This is a genomic window from Streptomyces sp. ADMS, assembly GCF_033441795.1.
GTDB lineage: Bacteria > Actinomycetota > Actinomycetes > Streptomycetales > Streptomycetaceae > Streptomyces.
The window spans coordinates 76,523-94,373 of the sequence record NZ_JAVFVX010000004.1; the positions used below are offsets into that span (position 1 = coordinate 76,523).

16 protein-coding genes and 1 riboswitch are annotated in these 17,851 nt (G+C 71.1%); of the genes, 12 read left to right on the forward strand and 4 right to left on the reverse strand.

All coding sequences use genetic code 11. The features are described from left to right. Positions 1-36: 36 nt before the first annotated feature. Both RB628_RS02875 and RB628_RS02880 read left to right on the forward strand, forming a co-directional pair. The gene (locus RB628_RS02875; RefSeq protein ID WP_318318713.1) at positions 37-1,479 is read left to right on the forward strand and encodes a GuaB1 family IMP dehydrogenase-related protein; all 1,443 of its coding nucleotides are present in this window, start codon (positions 37-39) and stop codon (positions 1,477-1,479) included. Between the two features lie 7 nt (positions 1,480-1,486). After that, a complete protein-coding gene (locus tag RB628_RS02880; protein ID WP_318318642.1) occupies positions 1,487-1,939 on the forward strand; it encodes an Lrp/AsnC family transcriptional regulator in 453 nt (150 codons plus the stop codon). A gap of 104 nt (positions 1,940-2,043) precedes the next feature. Here RB628_RS02880 and RB628_RS02885 read toward each other — a convergent pair whose 3' ends face one another. Next, positions 2,044-2,784, reverse strand: a complete 741-nt coding sequence (locus tag RB628_RS02885) for a GntR family transcriptional regulator (protein ID WP_318318643.1) — start codon at positions 2,782-2,784, stop codon at positions 2,044-2,046. 212 nt (positions 2,785-2,996) lie between these two features. Between RB628_RS02885 and RB628_RS02890 the strand changes: the two genes are divergently transcribed. From RB628_RS02890 to RB628_RS02920, 7 genes are all read left to right on the forward strand, one after another. Next, positions 2,997-4,154 (forward strand): ABC transporter substrate-binding protein, encoded by a 1,158-nt coding sequence (locus tag RB628_RS02890; protein WP_318318644.1) that lies wholly within the window; start codon positions 2,997-2,999, stop codon positions 4,152-4,154. Beyond that, positions 4,151-5,047: an ABC transporter permease gene (locus tag RB628_RS02895; protein WP_318318645.1), complete on the forward strand. Its 897-nt coding sequence runs from the start codon at positions 4,151-4,153 to the stop codon at positions 5,045-5,047. The genes RB628_RS02890 and RB628_RS02895 overlap by 4 nt, the downstream gene beginning before the upstream one ends. Further along, entirely contained in the window at positions 5,035-5,850 is an 816-nt protein-coding gene (locus RB628_RS02900) for an ABC transporter permease (protein ID WP_318318646.1), read from the forward strand. The genes RB628_RS02895 and RB628_RS02900 overlap by 13 nt, the downstream gene beginning before the upstream one ends. Before the next feature lie 5 nt (positions 5,851-5,855). Continuing rightward, positions 5,856-6,914 carry an ABC transporter ATP-binding protein gene (locus tag RB628_RS02905; protein WP_318318647.1) on the forward strand — a complete coding sequence of 353 codons (1,059 nt, stop codon included), beginning with the start codon at positions 5,856-5,858 and terminating at the stop codon, positions 6,912-6,914. Between the two features lie 58 nt (positions 6,915-6,972). Then, positions 6,973-8,451, forward strand: a complete 1,479-nt coding sequence (locus RB628_RS02910; RefSeq protein WP_318318648.1) for an HAD-IA family hydrolase — start codon at positions 6,973-6,975, stop codon at positions 8,449-8,451. A gap of 282 nt (positions 8,452-8,733) precedes the next feature. Beyond that, positions 8,734-9,522, forward strand: coding sequence for a carbon-nitrogen hydrolase family protein (locus RB628_RS02915; protein WP_318318649.1), 789 nt, complete (start codon positions 8,734-8,736; stop codon positions 9,520-9,522). A 49-nt stretch (positions 9,523-9,571) separates the two neighbouring features. Further along, positions 9,572-11,269, forward strand: coding sequence for an NAD(P)/FAD-dependent oxidoreductase (locus RB628_RS02920; RefSeq protein ID WP_318318650.1), 1,698 nt, complete (start codon positions 9,572-9,574; stop codon positions 11,267-11,269). 16 nt (positions 11,270-11,285) lie between these two features. Here the strand turns inward: RB628_RS02920 and RB628_RS02925 are convergent, their stop codons facing one another. Together RB628_RS02925 and RB628_RS02930 are read right to left on the reverse strand one after the other, a co-directional pair. Next, positions 11,286-12,215: an LLM class F420-dependent oxidoreductase gene (locus RB628_RS02925; RefSeq protein WP_318318651.1), complete on the reverse strand. Its 930-nt coding sequence runs from the start codon at positions 12,213-12,215 to the stop codon at positions 11,286-11,288. Between the two features lie 89 nt (positions 12,216-12,304). Continuing rightward, complete coding sequence (locus RB628_RS02930; protein WP_318318652.1) at positions 12,305-12,979, reverse strand: DUF5995 family protein; 675 nt, start codon at positions 12,977-12,979, stop codon at positions 12,305-12,307. A 175-nt stretch (positions 12,980-13,154) separates the two neighbouring features. Between RB628_RS02930 and RB628_RS02935 the strand changes: the two genes are divergently transcribed. Continuing rightward, entirely contained in the window at positions 13,155-14,294 is a 1,140-nt protein-coding gene (locus RB628_RS02935) for a glycoside hydrolase family 6 protein (protein ID WP_318318714.1), read from the forward strand. A gap of 176 nt (positions 14,295-14,470) precedes the next feature. Then, positions 14,471-14,881: an acyl-CoA thioesterase gene (locus RB628_RS02940; protein WP_318318715.1), complete on the forward strand. Its 411-nt coding sequence runs from the start codon at positions 14,471-14,473 to the stop codon at positions 14,879-14,881. On the opposite strand, the gene RB628_RS02945 is transcribed toward RB628_RS02940, so the two are convergent. Next, complete coding sequence (locus RB628_RS02945; RefSeq protein ID WP_318318653.1) at positions 14,841-16,052, reverse strand: MFS transporter; 1,212 nt, start codon at positions 16,050-16,052, stop codon at positions 14,841-14,843. The genes RB628_RS02940 and RB628_RS02945 overlap by 41 nt on opposite strands. 146 nt (positions 16,053-16,198) lie before the next feature. Here RB628_RS02945 and RB628_RS02950 point away from each other — a divergent pair, with 146 nt between their 5' ends. Continuing rightward, a complete protein-coding gene (locus RB628_RS02950; protein WP_318318654.1) occupies positions 16,199-17,485 on the forward strand; it encodes an ROK family transcriptional regulator in 1,287 nt (428 codons plus the stop codon). A gap of 107 nt (positions 17,486-17,592) precedes the next feature. Further along, positions 17,593-17,728, forward strand: a riboswitch (FMN riboswitch). The last annotated feature ends 123 nt before the right edge of the window (positions 17,729-17,851 follow it).

Genomic DNA, 17,851 nt, shown 5'->3' on the forward strand with positions numbered 1-17,851 from the left:
CGGGGGCCGCCTCTGATCGACCGGGATGTGCAGCACGTGCGTTTCCTCAACGACATCCAGCCCCCGTACGACCTGACGTACGACGACGTCTTCATGGTTCCCAGCCGTTCCGCCGTCGGCTCCCGGCAGGCCGTGGACCTCGGCTCCCCGGACGGTACGGGTACGACGATCCCGCTGGTCGTCGCCAACATGACCGCCATCGCGGGCCGCCGGATGGCGGAGACGGTCGCGCGGCGCGGCGGGCTCGTCGTCATCCCGCAGGACATCCCGATCGAGGTCGTCACCGACGTCATCGCCTGGGTGAAGAGCCGTCACCTCGTCCTCGACACGCCGATCGTGCTGGCCCCCCACCAGACCGTCGCCGACGCCCTCGCCCTGCTGCCGAAGCGGGCGCACAACGCGGGTGTGGTCGTCGACGCCGAGCGGCGGCCGGTGGGTGTGGTCACCGACGCCGACCTGTCCGGTGTGGACCGCTTCACCCAGCTCTCCGAGGTCATGTCCAAGGACCTGCTGCTCCTCGACGCCGACATCGACCCGCGTGAGGCGTTCAACCGTCTCGACGGCGCCAACCGCCGGTACGCGCCCGCCGTCGACGCCGACGGCAAGCTCGCCGGCATCCTCACCCGCAAGGGCGCCCTGCGTGCCACCCTCTACACGCCGGCCACGGATGTGAACGGCAGGCTGCGGATCGCGGCGGCCGTCGGCATCAACGGCGACGTGGCCGGGAAGGCGCAGCAACTGCTCGACGCGGGCGTCGACACGCTCGTCATCGACACCGCGCACGGCCACCAGGAGTCGATGCTCAGCGCTGTCAAGCTGGTCCGCGACCTCGACCCGCACGTCCCGATCGCCGCGGGCAACATCGTCGCCGCCGAGGGCGTCAAAGACCTGGTCGAGGCGGGCGCCGACATCATCAAGGTGGGCGTCGGACCGGGCGCCATGTGCACCACCCGCATGATGACGGGTGTGGGCCGGCCGCAGTTCTCGGCGGTCCTGGAGTGCGCGGCGGAGGCGACGAAGTACGGCAAGCACGTGTGGGCCGACGGCGGGGTACGCCACCCGCGCGACGTCGCGATGGCGCTGGCCGCCGGTGCCTCCAACGTCATGGTCGGCTCCTGGTTCGCGGGGACGTACGAATCCCCGGGCGACCTCCAGCAGGACGCCGCCGGGCACCTCTACAAGGAGTCCTTCGGCATGGCCTCGGCCCGTGCGGTGCGCAACCGGACCTCGGAGGAGTCGGCGTACGACCGGGCCCGCAAGGCGCTGTTCGAGGAGGGCATCTCCACGTCCCGGATGTTCCTCGACCCGGCCCGTCCGGGCGTCGAGGACCTGATCGACTCGATCATCGCGGGCGTCCGCTCCTCCTGCACCTACGCCGGCGCCAACTCCCTCGCGGAGTTCGCCCAGAAGGCCATCGTGGGCATCCAGAGCGCCGCCGGTTACGCGGAGGGCAAGCCGCTCCACGCCAGCTGGAGCTGACGCGGCCGTGCTGAACGATCTCGACGAACGTATCGTGCGCGCCCTCGCCGAGGACGCGCGTCGCTCCTACGCGGACATCGGGCAGTTGGTCGGGCTGTCCGCGCCCGCTGTGAAACGGCGTGTGGACCGGTTGCGGGAGAGCGGTGCGATCACCGGGTTCACCGTGCGGGTGGACCCGGCGGCGCTGGGGTGGGAGACGGAGGGGTTCGTCGAGATCTACTGCCGGCGGAACACGTCGCCGGAGACGATTCAGCGGGGGCTGGAGCGTTATCAGGAGGTGGTGGCCGCGTCCACCGTCACGGGGGAGGCGGATGCGGTGGTGCAGGTTTTCGCCTCTGACATGCGGCACTTCGAGCGGGTGCTTGAGCGTATTGCCGGGGAGCCTTTCGTTGAGCGGACCAAGTCCGTGTTGGTGCTGTCTCCGTTGCTGCGCAGGTTCTCTTCCGGGTCGCCTGCATAGGTGCCTCGGGGGGCTTGGCCGGCGGGTGCGGGTCGGGTGTGGCCGGTCGCGCGGTTCCCCGCGCCCCTTTCCGGCAACTCCGCAGCGCCCCTTGGAAGTTGCCCTTACTCGGCTGTCTTTCTCGCCAGGGCGTTGTTCCCGATGGAGTTGTGGACGCTGAAGCTCACCGCGTCGCCCCGGTAGCGGTCGTCGGACCACTCCACCGGGCGGCCTTCTCGTGTCGTCGTGACGCGGCGGACGCGTAGGAGGGGGCTCGTGCGGCGGATGTCCAGGAGATCGGCGTCCTGGGCGCCGGCTGCCACCGCGTCGATGACGTGTTCGCCGTATGCGAAGACCAGACCCGTTTCCTCGAAGAGGCGTTGGGTGACCGAGGGGCAGTCCGGTTCGAGGGGTTCGACGGACGGGGCGATCCAGTCGGCGTAGACCGTGCGTTCCAGGAGGACCGGTTCGCCGTCCAGGCCGCGTACGCGCAGGACGTGCAGGACTCCTGCCTTCTCGCGGAGTTGGAGGCGGATCGCGTCCTCCGTCGTCGCCGGGCGGTACTCCTGGTGCACCACCAGGCCCGTCGCCTCGCGGCCCATCGCGCGGGCCCACTGGGCGAAGCTGCGCAGTTCCTCGAACGTCTGGCTGCGGCGGGTGGCCAGGACGACCCGGCGGGCGCCCTGGCGGGAGCCGATCAGGCCCTCGGCCGTCAGGGCCGCCACTGCCTGGCGGACCGTGCCGCGGGCCACGCCGTAGTGGGCGGCGAGTTCTGTCTCCGGGGGCAGACGGCTGCCGACCGTGTACTGCTCGCGGTCGATCGCCCGGCGCAGTTCGTCGGCGATCTCCTCGTGTCGCGCCGTCATGCTCCCCCTCCGGGTTCGTCGCTGTGCACAGCGTGAGCAGCCTAATCGACATCCGCGACCGGTCGACGAGCCGTCGGATTGTGCAGGGAATCGGCGGTCAGCGTTTCGCCAGTGTTTACGGGCGCGATACCAGCGGAGGGCGTACTGAGGCGAACTTGTTCAGACAAGTTGTTCGCACTGCCTCACCCCTCGTGCGCACCCCTGGAGAGACCGTGAACGTGTCCCTGCCGATTACAGCCGTCCGCGGCGGCGCCCTCGCCGTCGTAGCCGCGCTCGCCCTGAGCGCCTGCGGCGCGGCCCCCGACGACACGTCGACCACCGCGAACGGCAAGAGCGCGGCAACCGCGACCTCCGCGGCCGACTTCGGCGGCATGGCCGAACTGATCACCGCCGCCAAGAAGGAGGGCACGCTGCACGCCATCGCGCTGCCCCGCGACTGGGCCAACTACGGCGCCCTGATCGACGGTTTCCAGAAGAAGTACGGCATCAAGATCGAGGTCGAGAACCCCGACGGCTCAAGTCAGGACGAGATCAACGCCGTTACCTCCCGGAAGGGCCAGGACCGGGCCCCCGACGTGCTCGACCTCGGGAGTTCCTTCGCGCTGAGTGCCGCCCAGCAGGGGCTGCTCGCGCCCTACAGGGTCGCCTCCTTCGCCGACATTCCCGAGGGGCAGAAGGACCCGGAGGGGCGGTGGTTCAACGACTACGGCGGTTACATCTCCATCGGGTGCGACGCCAAGCGGGTGAAGACCTGTCCCACCTCCTTCGCAGATCTGCTGAAGCCCCAGTACAAGGGGCAGGTCGCCCTCAACGGCAATCCCACCAAGTCCGGCTCGGCCTTCGGCGGCGTCTGGGCGGCCTCGCTCGCCAGTGGTGGTTCCTTCGACGACATCCAGCCCGGCCTCGACTTCTTCGCCAAGCTGAAGAAGAACGGCAACTACACGCCCGTCGAGTCCAGCCCGGCCACCGTCGAGAAGGGCGAGACGCCGATCAGCATCGACTGGGACTACCTCAACGCCGGCTACGCCGACGAGTTCACGTCCAAGGGCGTCGACTGGACGGTGGCCGTGCCCAGCGACGGCGAGTTCTCCCAGTACTACTCCCAGGCCATCAACAAGGACGCCCCGCACCCGGCCGCCGCCCGGCTGTGGCAGGAGTACCTCTACAGTGCCGAGGGTCAGAACCTCTGGCTCAAGGGGTACGCCCGGCCGGCCCTGATGACCGCCATGGAGAAGGCCGGCACGCTCGACAGGACCGCCGCCGCCAAGCTGCCCGAGGTCTCCGGCACGCCCTCCTTCCCGACCGAGGCCCAGCAGAGCAAGGCGAAGACCGTGCTGGCCGAGGGCTGGGGCAAGGCCGTCTCCGGATGACCGCCACCCTCACGCGGGTCGACGTGGCGCCCGCCGCTTCCGTGAAGCGGCGGCGCCGTGCCCCCGGCTGGCTCGCCGTACTGCCGCTGCTCGTGTTCGTCGCGGTCGCCTTCGGGGTGCCCGCCCTCGCCATGCTGAACGGCGCCTTCACCGTCAAGGACCAGGCCACCGGCGCCACTTCGTACACCACCGCCAATCTGGCCGACTCCCTCCAGGGCGCGTATCTCACCGCGCTGCTCGGCAGTGTCAAGCTGTCCGCCGTGTCGGCGCTCCTGGCGACCGTCCTCGGGCTGCTGCTCGCCCAGGCCGTGGTGACCTCCCGGTTCCGGGCGCTGCGCGAGGCCGTGCTCACGGCCTCCGGTGTCCTCGCCAACTTCGGCGGGGTGCCGCTGGCCTTCGCCTTCGTCGCCACCCTCGGCAACTCGGGTGTGCTGACCAGGCACTTGGGACTGGCGGACAAGGGGTGGAGTCTCTACAGCTTCTGGGGACTGGTGATCGTCTACCTGTACTTCCTGATCCCGCTGATGGTCCTCACGATCACGCCCGCGCTCGACGGACTCCGGTCCCAGTGGCGCGAGGCCGCGCGGAACAACGGGGCCACCAACGTCCAGTACTGGCAGCACGTCGCCCTGCCCGTGCTGCTGCCCTCGCTGCTCGGCGGGTTCGTGCTGCTCTTCGGCAGCGCCTTCGCCGCGTACGCCACCGCCGCGGCCATGGTGGGCAGTTCGGTCCCCCTGGTCACCCTTCAGATCGCCGACGCCATCTCCGGCAACGTGCTGGTCGGCCAGGAGAACGTGGCGCTCGCCCTCAGCCTCGACATGGTTCTGATCGCCGGCCTGGTCATGGCCGTGTACCTGCCCCTGCAACGGAGGAGCGCGCGATGGCTCACCTGAACCTGTGGCGCTGGGTGGTCCTGGCCGGCGCCGCGGTCTACTTCCTCGTCCCGCTCGCCGCGTCGGTGATCTTCACCGTCGATGTGCCGGGCGAGGGCGTCAGCTTCGACGCGTACGGCGAGATCGTCGGCGCCGACGGCTTCCTGCCCGGAGTGGTGCTCTCCCTCGAACTGGGCGCTGCCACCATCGCCGTGGTCCTGCTGCTGATGGTGCCCGCGATGGTCGCGCTGCGGCTCGGCGCGCCCCGGCTGCGGCCGGTCGTCGAGGTGATCTGCTCGCTGCCCCTGGTGGTCCCGCCGATCGCCTTCGTCGCCGGGATCTCGACAGTTCTCAAGTGGGGCCCCGAACACCTCTCCCGTACGCCCCTGTTCCAGACCCTCGTCGCCATCCAGAACCCCGACTTCCCCGTCGTCCTCGTCCTCGCCTACGTCGTGATGGCGCTGCCCTTCGTCCACCGGGCACTGGACGCCGGGCTGCGCGCGATCGACGTCCGCACACTGGTCGAGGCCGCCCGCAGTTGCGGTGCGAGTCCGGTACAGGCGCTGGTGGCGGCCGTGCTGCCCAACCTGCGCGGAGCGCTGCTCAACGCCTCCTTCCTCACGCTGGCCCTGGTGCTGGGCGAGTTCACGGTGGCCCAGTTGCTCGGCTTCCAGCCGTTCGCCGTATGGATCTACAGCGTCGGCGGCTCGCAGGCCCAGCTCTCCGTCGCCGTGTCCGTGCTCAGCCTGCTCGTCACCTGGGCCCTCCTCCTCGCGCTCGCCGGGCTCGGCGGGCGTTCCCGAACCGCCGCCGCCAAGGGATGAACCACATGACGCTCGACAAGGCCGCCACTGTCGAATTCCGGGGCCTGCGAAGGGAGTTCGGTCCGACCGTAGCCCTCGACGGACTCGACCTCGACGTACGGCCGGGAGAACTGCTTGCGCTGCTCGGCCCCTCCGGCTGCGGCAAGACCACCGCACTGCGCATGCTCGCCGGGTTCGAACACCCCGACTCCGGCGCGGTATTGGTGGACGGGGAGGACGTCACCCAGGTCCCGGCCCACCGCCGGGACGCCGGGATGGTCTTCCAGTCCTACAGTCTCTTCCCGCACCTCAGCGCCCTCGACAACGTGGCCTTCGGGCTTCGGATGCGCAAGGTGCGTGTGTCCGAACGGCGGTCCCGGGCAGCCATGTTGCTCGAACTCGTGGGCCTCACCGACAAGGGCGAGCGGTTTCCGCACCAGCTCTCCGGCGGCCAGCAGCAGCGCGTCGCCCTGGCCCGCGCACTCGCCCTGCGCCCGCGGGTACTGCTCCTCGACGAGCCGCTCTCGGCGCTCGACGCCAAGGTGCGGCTGAACCTGCGCGAGGAGATCCGGCGACTCCAGCAGGAACTCGGCATCACCACCCTGTTCGTGACGCACGATCAGGAAGAGGCACTGTCCATGGCCGACCGGGTCGCCGTGATGCGGTCCGGGCGACTCGAACAGTGCGCTGCCCCCGCCGAGTTGTACGGCCGGCCCGCCACCGCATTCGTCGCCGAGTTCGTCGGCACGATGAGCCGGATTCCGGGGCGGCTGGCCGGAGACATGGCCGAGGTGTTCGGGCAGCGGCTCCCGGTCGACGGCGAGGCGCCGGACGCCGTCGAGGTCGATGTGCTGGTGCGGCCCGAGGCGGTCCGCGTCGGCGCCGACCCGGCGGGCGGCGCGCGCGTCGTGGCCACGGCGTTCCTCGGCGCGGTCACCCGGATCACCGTCCGGCTCGGGGACGGCACCGAGGTGAAGGCCGACCTGCCCGCGCACGAGGCCGCCACGCTGGGTGCGGGAGCCGCCGTACACGTGTCGCTGCCGGAGCGGCCGGTGCTGGTGGCAGAGCGTGGGAACCACCCGTGAGTCCATGAGTTCGCGAGTCCGGAAACTGTGAGTTCGCGAGTTTGCGAGAGAGAGAAACGTGACCCCCCACATCCCCCACCCGCCCCAACTCCAGCTCCAGGCGGTCCTGTTCGACATGGACGGCACGCTCGTCGACACCGAGCGCTTGTGGTGGGAGGCGGTCGAGCAGGTTGCCGGGAGGCCACTGACCGTGGCGGACCAGCCGGAGGTCCTGGGCCGGCCCGTCGAGCACACGGCCGGCTGGCTGGCCGCCGCCACGGGCACGGAGGCCGCGCAGCTCGCCGCCGAACTGCACCGGGAGTTCGCGGCCCGCGTCCGCACCGGCATCGTGCCCCGCCCGGGCGCCCTCGACCTGCTCGACGCACTCGCCCGGGCCGGTGTACCCACCGCCCTGGTCACCGCATCCCCGCGGGCCGTCGCCGACACCGTGCTCGAAGCGCTGGGAGCCACCCGCTTCGCGGTCTCCGTGACCGCCGACGACACCGAGCACACCAAGCCCGCCCCCGACCCGTACCTCGCCGCCTGTCGCGCCCTGGGCGTCGACCCGGCGGCCTGTGTCGCCGTCGAGGACACCGAGACGGGCGTCACCTCGGCCGAGTCGGCGGGCTGCGCGGTGCTCGCCGTGCCGTCGCTCGCGCCGATCGAGGCGGCACCCGGCCGGACGGTACTGACCACCCTGGCCGGGGTCACCGTGGCGCAGCTCGGCGCCATGGCCACCCGTGAACTCCGGGTGATGAGCTGGAACCTCTGGCTCGGCGGCACGAAGGTCGACGACCACCGTGAGAAGCAGCTCAAGGTGATCGCCGAGACGGGCGCCGACGTGGTCGGTCTCCAGGAGACGTACGGCACCTCCGCCCGGGAACTGGCCGAGGCCCTCGGCTGGCACCACCATCAGGCGGGCCCGAACCTCGGCGTCATCAGCCGGTACCCGATCACCGCCGGCCTCGGCGACCCGGACGTCGGCTTCTACGGGGCGACCGGGGTGCGGATCCGGCTGGACGGAGGGCTGGAGGTGGACGTCTGGACGGCCCACCTCGACTGCGCGCCGTACGGGCCCTACGAGGCGCGCTTCGGCGGGCTTCCGGCGGCCGAGCTGGTCGCCCGTGAAGGAGGGCGGCTGGGGCAGATGCGGGAGATTCTGCGGCGGATCGCCGATTCCGTCGCCGACGACTCCATGCCGGTCGTGCTCGTCGGGGACTTCAACACGCCCTCGCATCTGGACTGGCCGGGGGTGGAGTGGCCGGTGACGAAGGCGGCGGAGGAAGCGGGGTTGCGGGACTCGTACCGGGAGGCGTACCCGGACCCGGTCCATGACCCCGGTCACACCTGGTCGCCGATTCATGCCGAGCACGAGGACGGGAGCGGGCGGCCGGAGCCGCAGGACCGGATCGACTTCGTGCTGTACAACGGAAGAGGGCTTCGGGTCCTGGATTCCCGGACGGTGGTGAGCGGTGCGGTGCGTGCGTGGCCGGAGGTGGCCGGCAACGTCTGGCCTTCGGACCATGCGGCGGTACTGACGACGTTCGGGCTGAGCTAGAGGCGGTTTCGCGCCCCCGCCGCCCCTACCCGTCCCGTCCTGGGGGTCGCTGCCCCCTCAAACTCCCTCAGGGCGACCCCAAGAGGCTGGTCTGGGGCGCAGCCCCCAGGGATGGCACGGGTAGGGGCGGCGGGGGCGGAGAACAACGAATCGCCGCCCTGCCCCCACCCCACGCAACGATTCGTTCACCGGCGCGCAACGGCTGCTGCTTGTCCCCCCGCCCCAGCCGCCCGTACCGTCTATCTGGCCCCCGACCCCTTTGAGCCCCTGCAAGGACCCCGCATGCGCACCGCCCTGCTGCAGAGCTCCGGCCACCCCGGATCCATCGCCGGGAACCTCAAGGTGCTCGACGAGGCCGCGGGCCGGGCCGCCGCTGCGGGCGCCGCGCTGCTGGCCGCCCCGGAGATGTTCCTCACCGGGTACGCGATCGGCGACGGCATCGGCCGCCTCGCCGAACCCGCAGACGGCGACTCCGCCGACGCGGTCGCCGGGATCGCCACCCGGCACGGCCTCGCGATCGCCTACGGCTACCCCGAGCGGACCGGCGACCAGGTATTCAACGCCGCGCAGCTCATCTCCGCCGACGGCACCCCTCTCGCCAACTACCGCAAGACCCACCTCTTCGGCTGCTTCGAACGCGACCACTTCACGCCGGGCGAGCAGCCCGTCGTACAGGCAGAACTGGGCGGTCTCCGGGTCGGTCTGATGATCTGTTACGACGTCGAGTTCCCGGAGAACGTCCGCGCCCACGCCCTCGCCGGCACCGACCTCCTCGTGGTCCCGACGGCGCAGATGCACCCCTTCCAGTTCGTCGCCGAGTCCGTCGTACCGGTGCGGGCCTTCGAGAACCAGCTTTACGTCGCCTACGTCAACCGGGTGGGCCAGGAAGGGGAGTTCGACTTCGTCGGACTCTCCACGCTCGCCGGACCCGACGGTGTCGCCCGCACCCGGGCCGGCCGCGGTGAGGAGCTCCTTCTGGCCGACGTCGACCCCGTTCTCCTCGCCGCCTCCCGTGAGGCGAACCCGTATCTCCAGGACCGCCGTCCCGGCCTGTACGGCTCCCTCGTCTGAACCTCCCCCTTCCTCATCACCTGTTCCGCCCGCAAGGAGTCCGTACCCCATGACGTCCACGGTGCCCACCGCCGTCCAGCACGCCGACGCGCAGCAGCCGCCGATCACCATGTTCGGGCCGGACTTCCCCTACGCCTACGACGACTTCCTCGCCCACCCGGCCGGCCTCGGGCAGGTTCCCGCGACCGAGCACGGCACCGAGGTCGCCGTCATCGGCGGCGGGCTGTCGGGGATCGTCGCCGCGTACGAGCTGATGAAGATGGGCCTCAAGCCCGTGGTGTACGAGGCCGACCGGATCGGCGGGCGGCTGCGGACCGTCGGTTTCGACGGCTGCGACCCGTCGCTCACCGCCGAGATGGGCGCGATGCGCTTCCCGCCCTCCTCCACCGCCCTGCGGCACTACATCGACCTGGTGGATCTGGAGACCCGGCCGTTCCCCAACCCCCTTGCGGAGTGCACCCCTTCGACCGTCGTCGACCTCAAGGGAGAGTCGCACTACGCCGAGTCGGCCGACGACCTGCCGCAGGTCTACCGTGATGTCGCCGAGGCATGGAACACGTGCCTCGAAGAGGGCGCCGACTTCTCCGACATGAACCGGGCCCTGCGCGAGCGCGACGTCCCGCGCATCCGCGAGATCTGGGCACGGCTCGTCGAGCAGCTCGACAACCAGACCTTCTACGGTTTCCTCTGCGACTCCGAGGCCTTCAAGTCGTTCCGGCACCGCGAGATCTTCGGTCAGGTCGGCTTCGGCACGGGCGGCTGGGACACCGACTTCCCCAACTCGATCCTGGAGATCCTGCGGGTCGTCTACACCGAGGCCGACGACCACCACCGGGGCATCGTGGGCGGCAGCCAGCAACTGCCGCTGCGGCTCTGGGAACGCGAGCCCGGAAAGATCGTCCACTGGCCGTACGGGACCTCCCTCGCGTCCCTGCACGTGAACGGCGTACCGCGCCCGGCCGTGACCCGTCTTCACCGCACGGCCGGCGACCGGATCACCGTCACCGACGCGGGCGGCGACATCCGTACGTACCCGGCGGCGGTCTTCACCGCCCAGTCCTGGATGCTGCTGTCGAAGATCGCCTGCGACGACTCGCTCTTCCCCATCGACCACTGGACGGCCATCGAGCGCACCCACTACATGGAGTCCTCGAAGCTCTTCGTACCTGTCGACCGGCCCTTCTGGCTCGACAAGGACGAGAACACCGGGCGGGACGCCATGTCGATGACCCTCACCGACCGTATGACGCGCGGGACCTACCTCCTCGACGACGGTCCCGACAGGCCCGCCGTCATCTGTCTCTCGTACACCTGGTGCGACGACAGCCTCAAGTGGCTGCCGCTGTCGGCGAACGAGCGGATGGAGGTCATGCTGAAGTCGCTCGGCGAGATCTATCCCGAGGTCGACATCCGGAAGCACGTCATCGGCAACCCGGTCACCGTCTCCTGGGAGAACGAGCCCTACTTCATGGGCGCATTCAAGGCCAACCTGCCCGGCCACTACCGTTACCAGCGGCGCCTGTTCACGCACTTCATGCAGGACCGGCTGCCGGCCGACAAGCGGGGCGTCTTCCTCGCCGGCGACGACATCTCCTGGACGGCGGGCTGGGCCGAGGGCGCCGTCCAGACCGCGCTGAACGCGGTCTGGGGCGTCATGCACCACTTCGGCGGGACCACCGATCCGACCAACCCCGGCCCCGGTGACGTGTACGACGAGATCGCGCCCGTCGAACTCCCGGAGGACTAGAGCCCGTCCGGGTCGTTCAGATTCCGGCCGCCCGCGCCGCCCCGTACAACTCGGCGGCCAGGTCCTTGAGTTCACCGGCGTCCCTCGGGGCGTCGCCGAACTCGACGAAGAACTCGTCGAGGCCGATCTCGGCGTGGGCGGCGAGGTCCGTCACGATCTGGTCGACGCTTCCCTGGAAGGGCTGGCGGTCGGAGCCGTCGTACGCCTTCGCCGTGTACGTGAGGTTCACCCGCACCGCCGTCTCGATCGGCCTCGTGCGGCCCTTCTCGGCGGCGAAGTCCCGCACCTGTCGCCACTGGGCGGCGAGTTGCTCGACGCCCATGGCGATCGGGTTCCAGCCGTCGCCGCGCTCGACGAGGCGGGTCAGGGACTTCTTGCTGAAGGCGGGCAGGAATATCGGGATCGGCCGGGCGGGCTTGGGACCGACGACGGCCGACGCGATCTTCGTCAGAGGGCCCTCGTACCGCACCGGGTCCGGGCCCCAGACCGCCCGGCACACGTCGAGGACCTCGTCCAGGACCCGGCCGCGCTCCGCGAACGGGGCCACCCCGGCGGCGGCGTACTCGTCGAGGGACCAGCCCGTGCCGAAGCCCGCGACCACCCGGCCGCCGCTCGCCGCGTCCAACGTGCCGAGCATGCGCGCCAGTTGGAACGGGCCGTGCAGCGGAGCGACCAGCACACTGGTGCCGAGGCGGGCGCGCTCGGTGGCCGCGGCGGCCAGTGTCAGCGTCACCAGCGGTTCGGCGAGACCGCGGTACGCGTCGGGCCAGGGGACGCCCTCCATGCCGTACAGGCCCTGGGTCGCGGGCTCCGGGTACAGGGCGCGTTCGAACACCCAGAGGCTCTCGTATCCGATCTGTTCGGCGGTGCGGGCCACGTCCGGCACGTCCCGTCCGATGTCGTACTGGCGTGTTTGAGGAAGACCCAGACCCAGGCGGATGGCCATGCTCGTGCTCCTTCGCAAGAGATGCTCTCGCCGTTGAACGTACAACGTTCACCTAGTTATGGCGGGGGCCCTGCGCAGGAGTGGCCGGATCAGTCCGGCAGTGGCGTGAGGAGCATGCGGCTCGCGAAGCCGACCGCCGCGTCGAGGCGGTCGGTGAACTCCTCGGCGAGCTCGGGCAGTCCGCGCAGTGCCCACAGCGCGCGGGCCGCCGACCAGGTGGCGGCCCGGGCCCGCTCCATGCTCCACGCGCCGAGCAGGTGGGTGAGCGGATCGGCGATCTGGAGCAGGTCGGGACCCGGCATCAGCTCTTCACGGATGCTCTCCTCCAGCGAGACGAGTAGATCACCCACGCGCTCGAACTCGTCCTCCAGGTCGACCGGTTCGCAGTCGAGCGTGCGACAGGTGTCCACAACGGCGAGCGCCAGATCGTGCCCGATGTGCGCATTGATGCCCGCCAGCGCGAACTGCAGTGGGCGTACGCCCGGATGGCGGCGGAACTGGAGCAACGGGCGCCAGCAGGCGGGCGCGTGGTCGTCCTCGGCCACCCGCAGATACCGCTCGGCGAACCGTACGTCCAGGGTGATCGCGGCCTCGGCGTCGGGGAACGCACCGGCTTCCAGACGCCGGTTGACGGCCTCCGTGACGGCGAGGTAGACGCGGTTGAAGACCGCCAGTCCGTCGCGCGGCGGCAGCCGTGCCTCCAGCGCGCGCATCCGGGAGAGGACGTGGTCGACAGAAGTGGTGAACTGTTCCAATTGCACCATGGGGGCAGGGTCCCAGTCCTAGGCTGGCGGACGTGCCGCCGCGCCGGAGGCTTCCCCAGAACGGGGGAACGCGCCCGCCGCGGCAGAGGAGGGGGAGCTGTACGTGTCAGGCTTGCGCGCCCAGCGCCTGGCCGCACGCCGGGCCGAACGCAGGCGCGCCGCCCGGCGTTCGGTCATGGTCGCCGCCGCCTCGGTGATGGTCGCCGTCGGCACCGCCACCGGGTTGCTTTCCGCGCTCGACGACGACGGCGGCGTTGACCAGGTCAGGCCGGAGGTGACCAGCTCACCCCTGCTCGCTCCGCTGCCGGCCGTGTCCTCGGCCTCGCCCACGCCGGGCGCCTCGAAGCCGCCCTCCCCGTCCGCCCGTACGACGGAAGCGAAAAGTCCCAGCCGCACACCCTCGCCCACGAGGCCGGAGCCGGAGCCGGAGACGAAGCAGGAATCCGTCTCCGCGTCCGCCCGCCTCTACCGCCACCCCGAGTCCCGGGTTCTCGACTGGGTCCGCGCCCACCCCGGCGATCCGCGCCGGCCCGTCATCGAGGCGGAGATCGCCGACCGTCCGGCTGCGGTCTGGTTCGCCGACTTCTCGCCCGCGACGATCACCTCCCGCGTCCGCGCGGTCACCTCGGGCGCGGCGGGCGCCGGCCGGGTCCCGGTGCTCGTGCCGTACGCCGTCCCGGACCGCGACTGCGGCGGTGCCTCCCAGGGCGGCGCACCCGACCTCGGCGCGTACGACGGCTGGATCGACGCGTTCGCGGCGGGCCTCGGCTCAGACGAGGTCATCGTGATAATGGAGCCCGACTCGATCGCCCTCGCCGACTGTCTGTCCACGGCTCAGCGGACCGCCCGCTTCGCCTCGCTGGCCCGCGCGGGCCGGGTCCTCAAGGCCGCCAACCCCAACGCTCGCGTCTACTACGACGCCGGTCACTCGGGCTGGAACGCCCCCGCCAAACAGGCGGTCCTGCTCCGCCAGGCGGGCGCCGCCTCGGCCTCCTCCGACGGCGTCTTCAGCAACGTCTCCAACTTCCACCGCACGGACGACGAGATCGCGTACGACCGACAGGTCCTGGACGCCCTCGGCGGTCCCGCCGGTCTCGGTGCCGTGATCGACACCAGCCGCAACGGCAACGGCGCCCCGGCGGACGGCGAGTGGTGCGACCCGGCCGGACGGAAACTCGGCAGGGCGCCGACCACGAACACGGGCGAGGCGCGGATCGACGCCTATCTGTGGGTCAAGCTGCCGGGGGAGTCGGACGGCTGCAAGGGGACCCCCGGCACGTTCACCGCGTCGTACGCCTACGATCTGGCGCGCTGAGCTGCACCGAGGGGAGCAGAGAGCGGGGGATCTGAGCGTCCGCTTAGGATGGGGGAGGCGCGGACAACTGCATCCGCCATTCATCCGTACGTCCAGGAGCCCCGCCCGTGACCGCCGAAGCCGAAATCGCAGCCCCGGTACCCGTCGCCGATCCGGACGGCTCGTACGGGCGGTTGATGCCCGTCACCGTCCACTTCGACGACCTCGACTCCCTTGGCATGCTCCACAACGCCCGCTACCCGCTGCTGGTGGAGCGGGCCTGGAACGAGCTGTGGCAGGGATACGGCTTCACGTTCGACGGTGACTGGGCGGCGGCCGGCGACTTCTGCAACGTGGTCAGGGAACTGCGCATCAGCTACGAGGCGCCGGTCGCCCGGCCCGGCGCCTACGCCGTGCACCTCTGGTTGGAGCGCCTCGGCAACACCGGCCTCACCTACGGCTTCCGGCTCTGCTCGGCCGACGGCGGGGTGACCTACGCCCGGGGCACCCGGGTGCTGGTCAGACTCGACGCGGGCACCCTGCGGCCCGCGCCGTGGAGCGACCGGTTCAGGGACTGCGGTCGGGAACTGCTGCGCTCGGCGGACTGACCTTCGGGCGGTCCTTCTCGCCGGTGCGCAGGACCCCCGCGAACCCGGCGAGTCCACCCGCCAGCACTGTGACCAGCATGAACGACACCACCAGGCTCGTCGCCTGGGCCAGAGTCCCGATCGCGCTCGGCGCGACCAGGCCCGAGGTGTACGTGATGGTGGCGACGCCCGCGATGGCCTGACTGGGGTTGGGGCCGCTGCGGCCCGCCGCCGCGAAGCACAGCGGGACGACCACGGCGATGCCCAGCCCGAGCAGCGCGAAGCCGGCCATCGCCGTTGCGGGATGCTCCGCGACCACGATGAGCACACCGCCGAGGACGGCGAGCGCGCCGCCCGTGCGGACCGTGCGCACCGCGCCGAAACGGTTCACGACCGAGTCGCCGGCGAGCCGGGCCAGTGCCATCGTCAGCATGAAGCCGGTCGTGGAAGCCGCCGCGAGACCGTCCGAGGTGCCGAGCTCGTCCCGCAGATACACCGCCGACCAGTCCAGGCTCGCGCCCTCGGCGAACACCGCGCAGAAGCCGATGGCGCCGATCAGCAGGGCGGACCTGGGCGGCAGCGCGAACCTCGGCGGCGGCTCCTCGTCCTCGGTGGGGCGCAGATCGAGTACCCAGCGGCAGGCGGCCACGCCGAGGAGCGTGAGGGTCGCCGCCGCGAGCGCGTGATGGAGGCGCGCGTCCGAGGCCAGGTGTGCGGCGAGGGTGCCGCCTGCCGCGCCGACCAGGGCGCCCGCACTCCACATGCCGTGCAGGCCGGACATGATCGACTTGCCCAGCCGGTTCTCGATCTCGACGCCCAGCGCGTTCATCGCCACGTCCGCCATACCGGCCGTGGCGCCGTAGACGAACAGGGCGAGGCAGAGTGTGAGGAGGTTCGGGGCCAGGGCCGGCAGGGCCAGGGACAGGGTCCAGAGCGAGACCAGGCCGCGCAGAGCCTTGCGAGCGCCGAAGCGATGGCTGATGCGGCCCGCGAGGGGCATCGCGACGGACGCGCCGAGCGCGGGGAACGCCAGCGCCAGTCCCAGCTGCCCCGCGCTGACCGAGGCATGGTCCTGGATCCACGGCACCCGGGTCGCGAACGAGCCGGTGACGGCGCCGTGCACGGCGAAGACAGCGGCCACGGCGTACCGGGCGCGCCTCACCCTGCCTCGTTCGTACAGCACCGCACCCATTCTGCGGCCCCTCCTCCGGATCGACTTCCTGCGTCGCGGAGCCTCCGCAGCGCGCTGCGTAAACTATCAGGAAGCCTGCCTGATAGATAGCGGGATGCCGGCCGTCCTCCAGGGGGGCGGCCGGCCGATCTGGAAGGATCTCGCCCATGCCCGCATCCCCGAGCACCGCCCGGGCCATCAACGACCGGCTCGCCCTGCGTCTGCTCCAGCAGGAGGGCCCGCTGACGGCCGGACGGTTGAAGCAGCTCACCGGCCTGTCCCGGCCGACCGTCGCCGACCTCGTCGAACGCCTCACCGCCGCCGGACTGGTCACGGTCGTGGGGGAGTCGGGGGAACAGCGGCGAGGACCGAACGCGAAGGTGTACGGGATCGTCGCCGGCCTCGCCCGTCTGGCCGCCCTCGACGTCCGTACCGAAGGCGTCTCCGTCGTCGTCACGGACCTACTGGGCGACATTCTCGCCAAGGCATCCGTGCCCATCGGGGACGACACCGGCACCGGTCCCGCCGTGGAACAGGCGGTCGCTCTCGTCGAGCGGGCCGCCAAGGAGGCCGGGGCCGAGCAACTGCACACGGTCGGGATCGGCGCCCCCGGTCTGATCGACCCGGCGACCGGCGAACTCCGGGACTCCTCGGGCCTGCCCGCGTGGCACCGCAGGCTGGTCGCCACGCTCCAGGAACGGCTGCCCGGGACGCGCGTGATCGTCGAGAACGAGACCAACCTCGCCGCCCTCGCCGAACAGCGCGACGGCGCCGCCCGCGACCGGGACACCTTCGTGCTGCTGTGGCTCGGCCACGGCACCGGCGCGGCCGTGGTCCTCGACGGCACCCTGCGCCGGGGGGCCTCCGGCGGTACCGGCGAGATCGGCTTCCTGCCGGTGCCGGGTACGCCGCAGCCGCCGTCGGCGACGGACTGCGAAGGCGGCTTCCACTCGCTCGCCGGAGCGGCGGCCATCGCCCGACTGGCGGACGCGCACGGCCTGGTGGCCGACGGCAACGCCCACGAGTCCTACGCGGCGGCCCTGGTCCGGGCAGTCGCCGCGGCCCCCGGCACTCCGGCGCACGCCCGCTTCCTCGACACCCTCGCCGACCGCGTCGCCATCGGCGTCGCGTCCGTCGTCGCCGTCCTCGATCCGGGGTGCGTGGTGCTGGGCGGCGAGGTCGGCCGGGCGGGCGGGGACGTACTCGCCGCCCGTGTCGGGGAACGGCTCGCCCGCATGTCACCCCTACCGACGGAGGTGTGCGCGAGCGCGCTGGGCGGCGGAGCCGTGCTGCGCGGGGCACTGCTGACGGCACGCGAGGGCGCCCAGGAAGAGCTGTTCGGGGGGGTCGGCCAGGCAGCGGAAGGTGTGAGGGTCCGGCGGCGGGCAAGGGCCGTCGTCACCGCCGCCGGGCCGGCATCGACGCTAATAGGTCTGGACCATGACGGTCAATAGGTATAAACCATTAATGTGGCTTGTTCGGACAGGTTCTTGTGAGCCAGTCCACACAACTCACCCGCATGGACCACGATCCGGCATGGCACACTGACCTGTAACAGAAGCAGCGCACTCCGGGGTCGGTGAAAGTCCGAACCGGCGGTTATAGTCCGCGACCCGTCCGCATGTTTTTCGGCGGCCGGTTGACCAGGTGGAATTCCTGGACCGACGGTTAAAGTCCGGATGGGAGGCAGTGCGCGGCGGGCGGGCATTCGTGCGCGCCGCCGTACCGTTCGGCCATGGGCCGAGCTCCGTCCGGCGACGCTCCCGGTGTCCCTGCCCGTTCACAGCTGTCGTCATCGACAGGCCCCGGAGTCCGTGCCC